Here is a 5,572-nt window from a genome sequence, read left to right on the forward strand (position 1 = left end):
ATTCTTCTTTGCTATTTTTTAATTCGGATTCGCCATCTTTTAATTTGGATTCACTATCTTTTAACTTGGAATAAACTATATCCATTGTATTATTCGGCGAATATTGGGGATCACTTGCTGCCTCTGATATAAATTTAAGTTTATATTTTGCACTTAAAGATAAGTAGCTAGCAACATTGTTATAACAGCGTGCATAAATTTCGCAAAATGAATAATGGTTAGCTTCACAATATTTAGTTACTTTATCATTAATCTCAATTTTTGACTTCTTCTCTACAGCAAAATAATCATTACCACATCCAGTAAGTAATATTATGGTTGTTGTAAAAATAATACTTTTATAGCTTAATAATTTCACTTCTTACCTCCATTTTAATTAACATTTGCTTATATTTTAATGTATAAAAGATATTTATTTTTATATATTTTATCTCGTGACTTATTTAGACAAAAAAGTTTCACTATTCTGTTTTTTTCAGCACTATAACCCGAATAAAACAGGCCTTCAGTTGTAAAAGTTGAGAACTTTATATTACCTTAATTAACTAGCTTGCTATTTTTTATTCATTTTCTTTCTTTTTCTTTCTATGGATTTTTCAATTTTGGGATAATAGTGCGAAATATCGTATTGTTTTACACCAATAATGGATGAACATTGATTGTGGGAATATAACAGATAACTAACATCTAAACTTATAACTTCTCTATTTATTTTTTCTTCCTCTTTCAATCTAGAATAAAGATTATCCATAAAATTTTTAGCACTTACTTTTTTATATCGTGATAAAGAATTTGTAAACGGTAAATTTATTAGACCATAGAGATTGCTCGGATAAACATTTAATTGATCAAAAACATCAAGAAAACATTGCGCATAAACCTCACAAAATGCATAATGGTTCGATTCACAATATATAACAACGTTATCGTAAGTCAAATCTCTTGCTATTGTATCTGTATCACTACAAAAACAACATCCCGTTAGTGATAACGTAGTTGCTAATATAATAGAGTTATAATTGAATAACTTCATCTTTAATCCCCTCCAATTCAAACATCTCTTTTGCGTTCGCATGCCCATAATCAATGTTATTACCTAGTATATCCCTGTTAATTATCATATTCACATCAGCGTTTTGGCATTTTTGCCATGGTCCACCAATCCGTGCAATAAAGTTATCAGTACGCCACCAGCTTGCTGTTTTATAATCAACATACACATTAAGCCAGCGTTTTACATTTTTCTGTTTTGCCTGCTTACCATTTTTTGACCATGATACTGGGTCTAAGGTGACCAATAATGCTATTAGCTTACTAACCAGCTATTTTTTATTCATTTTCTTTCTTTCTATGCTATGGATTCTTCAATTTTGGGATAATAGTGCGAAATATCATACTGCTTTGCACCAATAATGGATGAGCATTCATTACACATCATTTGTTATCAAACTAATGAAAAAAATAAAATCATTGTGTTTATAGGTGTTTTCATATTATTTCTCCTATTATAAGTTTTCCCAAATTAGTATTCTTTAAATAAAAAATTTTACTTCATTTCATTCGTTAATTTATGAAAATATAAATGCACTTTTTCCAATTGTGCACAATTTTCAAGGTCGGTCAAAAATGGAGGTGTGGGCATTACATCTGCATGATCTATTGTAGAAAATATCTTTAAAATAAATGCAACTAAGTTTTTCATTTTGTCGGTTGCTATTATTTTGGATACTCTAATCCATACCGCTTTTTATTAGCATTAATCAGCAAAATTAAACTCAATATTATCAAATATCCATTGAGCAATTTCCATAACATCTTGTTCTACAAGGTTTACATACCATATTTTGAAATTACTATTATGAAAAAGCGCAATAATATTCCCTTCCGTTTCTGACGTTTTATTCATAAGGGAAAAAGTGCCCAACTCCCCTTTATTATATGCAAAACGTCCTGAGGAATTATCAATATTTAAACTGCGAATAAAATTAAATTTAGCCATAAAATTTGCATCTTTTATAAATAGAAGTAGTATATCAATTTCAACAAATTGGTCTGACTCTTTCATAGATGCCTTATCTTTGGGGAGCAATCCTAACACGACTCTTTTTGCCAATTTTTTGTTATTTAAATTGTCAACATATTCTTTTTCCATTATTTGTGCAATTCGATAATTTCTACCATTTATCGATTCAGCTGATAACTTTTCAGCTATATGTGTATCGAATGATATTTGCTTAATTTGTTTATCTTCAGATTGTTGTATAAAATCTGAAAAATTGATTATATTATTATTTTTAATGATTTTTTTGTTTTGGAAATAATCTAAATATGCTTTTATATTAGCGTTTGTTAGTTTATTTAATGTACCCCCAAATTCTTGAGAAAAAAATTGTTCTTGTGTTAATTCTATTGTTTCTTTTGTTACAACAACTGCTGACATAATATTTTCCTCTGGCGCTATATTGGCTAATGCTAATGATGAATTTGATAAGTTAACAACAAAACAAACCATCCCCAAAATAAATAAATTTTTTTTACCAAACAATTTTTGATACTCCTTTTATAGGATAACCTCTAGTATGTTCATGACCTTTATATTTACCCTTGAAAGACTTTTCTATAGCTTCAAGTGTTAAAGGCAATTCAGTTAATGGTTTTGGATAAACAGATTCCTCTGGTGGCGTCCGCTCGCCAAGAATTTGGGCAATTCTTTGATTAAATTTAAAATTAACTTTTATATCTAACACTTCATTAGCATATTCTAATATTGATTTATCTCCAAGATAAGGACCGATTGTCGCATCTAAAATAATTCCAGTTTCTTTTAATCTAACAAATACATGATTGTCAAATGTCATTCGTATAGTCCCTTCACCGGGTTTACCAAATAATCTAGATTCAACTTTATTGCTATTATTAGATTTATAAAAAGGGTTATTACAGCTCCCAATTCCAACTAGGTTTGTCGTTTTTATATAACCAACAGGCTTCATATAAATCCATTTAGATATAATGCCTAATGCACCACATAATGACTGAACTGCCGCAGCTTGGTCATAATAATTTACAATATTTCTCTTTGTTGTAGAACCGAATAAGCCATACTTTGTCTTCGATAAATATCCCCTTAATTCAAATTTCCCCTGGTTTGACTCGCTCATAAAATAAGGTATATGAAAATCAAATAAAAAATAACTGCTAGCACCATTTATAGCCTCATATACCATCCCATGTTCACTATGACAATATTTAGTTATTTTCCCTGCCGAAACAACAGTGTCTTGATCATTATTAATATCTGTATTTTTGAATAGAAAACGTAATACCTCAACCCAAACACCTTTCTTATAAAATTTGGCTGGTTCATCATAAAGTACAAAAGCTTCAAGTGGTATTTTTTCAGAAAAAAGATTATTTTTTGTCATAGCTGTACCATTATCTTCGTACTCTAACGAAAATGTCGGTGATATTAACCAACTAATCTGGTCAATATCACCCTCAAGAATAACTGATTCTTCATCATCTTTTGCTGGCAAACTAAATTCGTTCGAGATAAATTTTTTGTTACCAAATGAAAGAATTAATTTAGCCTTGTTTCCAGATGTACTAATAGGAAGTGCTGCACCACAGACTGTTTTTAGTCTAACTTTTAGCTTTATTTTTTTGTGATTTGCCATACTGGAGCTGCGAATAAAATAAACTGCAGGATTATCACTACAATCTTGATAGAAAAAATCGTCCGAATTGACTTGCGTAGTTGTCGTTGAGGTTGATGATTTCCAAACTTTCCAATTTGGAATTGGCTTATCTTGTTGACACACTCTAGTATAACTTTCAAGCCATTCAACCTCTATAATTTTAATATCTATTTTGTCACAAGGTATGATAGAACTACCTACAATTCTACCTGAACCGGCGCTAGGTGGGGCAATTGGAGGGGTATTCGGCATTTACTCTACTCCTTCTATAACTATTTTTGCCAATATTTTAGCTAAATCTTTTAAAGTGTAAGTATTGGCTTTTATCTGCATCGCAATATCAGACCAGTTTAGCCAATAACAGGTTAGATCAGTATCAAAATGTTGTCCTAAGACAAATAAAAATAATAAATAAATTGCTTGTTGCGTTAAATCCTGAAAATCATATTTAACTAATGCCTGTTTACGTCCCCATTCTATCAACTCCTGATAAATCGCCTCCCCCACAAAGGTGACTTTCTGGGGATAGATAAATTTAAAAAATTGTAACATATCAATAGTAAAATCACCTTCCTCTCCGACTGGTAGCTGACTAATTGATATCAAAAATATCATTTCTTTGAAATGGGTAGCATCATCGCCTATTACTTTTTGTGTGTAGTCATTCAAATGTTCATACAATTGTGAGGCTCGCGACATTTCATTACCGTCGATTTGGCTTAATATATTACGAAATAAGGTATACTGAATATCTGTTTGAAAATGTTCACCTAACATAATCATGGTATCTAGATAAAGTCGAATAGTGTCGACTAATTTGAACTGATTTTCTTTTCCTTTTATAAGTGCCTGTTCAATAACCTGCCTACTGTTTTTTTCAGTCATTAACTGAACCCATAGTGGAAAAACTTCCTTACAATGACAGTAGTAATATGTAATGTCACGAGCCTGTACCAATTCATCAAACATAGCAATATCTTTTTTAGTAATCACTAGCTTCATAGATGATTTCCTATTTTATAGTCGTTGTTATACTGATAATGTTGTTGACTTGATTGCCAGATAGCCCAATGGATTTTACGCAGGATACCTATGTAGTAAGGATTTTTACTGGCTATTGACCAAAAACCTACAAAGCACAGCTGGTCGTAATAACGGAAAAAATGCTGACTGCCATCCTCCTTTTCAACATAAAGTAATTTTCGAAGTGTGTTAAATAATGGGGTAAAGGCAATAGAGGTTTGTAACCATATTGGGGTTTTGTGTTCTATTTGGTAAGTGACTAACGTCGAAATAAACGATGAATGGATAGTCGGTTTTAATTCAATTAATACCGGTCCAACTTCTGCCGCTGACTCTTCAGATGTTCCAGAAAATAACGATTTATAGCGTAAATTATGAGACTGTTCATAATTCTGTGTCAGCTTAATTCACAAAGAGATTACCTTATCAAGACGATTAGGAAAAAATATCATCAATTGTGACAATGCTAAATTCCAATTTTGGATTGGCATTGTCCATTTTTTCTCCGCATTTTGCAACCCTAAATACAGCAGCTTAAGTAGGCTATTTTCATTAGGAAATCCGCTTTTTGTCTTTGTTAATTTACGAAATTGTCGATGAATTGACTCAATAGCATTGGTGGTATAAATCACCTTACGAATAGGCTCAGGATAGCGGAAATAAGCTGATAAATTATCCCATTTACGACGCCATGATTGGATGACGATTGGATACTTATCGCCCCATTTTTTCTCAAGTTCATCTAATGCATCAATTGCTGCTTCACGAGAGACCGCCTTGTAAACAAGTTTCAAATCGCTCATAAATGCTTTGTGATGTTTAGAGGCAACATACTTAATTGAATGGCGGAT

At 31.4% G+C, this 5,572-nt stretch carries 8 protein-coding genes; all 8 read right to left on the reverse strand.

Going from position 1 to position 5,572, the window contains the following annotated elements; translation table 11 throughout:
- Window positions 1-358: hypothetical protein (locus tag A9G42_RS11860; RefSeq protein ID WP_143426162.1), on the reverse strand; the 358-nt coding region annotated here is incomplete at its 3' end.
- Between the two features lie 195 nt (window positions 359-553).
- Entirely contained in the window at window positions 554-1,033 is a 480-nt protein-coding gene (locus A9G42_RS11865; RefSeq protein WP_065653524.1) for a hypothetical protein, read from the reverse strand.
- Window positions 1,014-1,298, reverse strand: a complete 285-nt coding sequence (locus A9G42_RS11870) for a hypothetical protein (RefSeq protein ID WP_065653525.1) — start codon at window positions 1,296-1,298, stop codon at window positions 1,014-1,016. The genes A9G42_RS11865 and A9G42_RS11870 overlap by 20 nt, the downstream gene beginning before the upstream one ends.
- Before the next feature lie 458 nt (window positions 1,299-1,756).
- Window positions 1,757-2,545, reverse strand: a complete 789-nt coding sequence (locus A9G42_RS11875) for a hypothetical protein (RefSeq protein ID WP_065653526.1) — start codon at window positions 2,543-2,545, stop codon at window positions 1,757-1,759.
- A complete protein-coding gene (locus A9G42_RS11880) occupies window positions 2,535-3,950 on the reverse strand; it encodes a hypothetical protein (RefSeq protein WP_065653527.1) in 1,416 nt (471 codons plus the stop codon). The genes A9G42_RS11875 and A9G42_RS11880 overlap by 11 nt, the downstream gene beginning before the upstream one ends.
- Window positions 3,951-4,700: a hypothetical protein gene (locus A9G42_RS11885; protein WP_065653528.1), complete on the reverse strand. Its 750-nt coding sequence runs from the start codon at window positions 4,698-4,700 to the stop codon at window positions 3,951-3,953.
- On the reverse strand, window positions 4,697-5,128 hold the full coding sequence (locus tag A9G42_RS14885; RefSeq protein WP_082212174.1) for a DUF4123 domain-containing protein: 432 nt from the start codon (window positions 5,126-5,128) through the stop codon (window positions 4,697-4,699). Before A9G42_RS14885 ends, A9G42_RS11885 begins: the two co-directional genes overlap by 4 nt.
- A partial coding sequence (locus A9G42_RS11890; protein WP_143426163.1) for a transposase occupies window positions 5,129-5,572 on the reverse strand: 444 nt, incomplete at its 5' end.

The sequence above is a fragment of the Gilliamella sp. Nev6-6 genome (assembly GCF_001690605.1).
In the GTDB taxonomy this organism is placed as follows: Bacteria; Pseudomonadota; Gammaproteobacteria; order Enterobacterales; family Orbaceae; genus Gilliamella; species Gilliamella apicola_C.

What these genes read in the sequence shown, in the direction of transcription:
- A9G42_RS11865 (WP_065653524.1), bottom strand. Translation starts at nt 1,033, where the DNA reads ATGAAGTTATTCAATTATAACTCTATTATATTAGCAACTACGTTATCA.
- A9G42_RS11880 (WP_065653527.1), bottom strand. Translation starts at nt 3,950, where the DNA reads ATGCCGAATACCCCTCCAATTGCCCCACCTAGCGCCGGTTCAGGTAGA.
- A9G42_RS11885 (WP_065653528.1), bottom strand. Translation starts at nt 4,700, where the DNA reads ATGAAGCTAGTGATTACTAAAAAAGATATTGCTATGTTTGATGAATTG.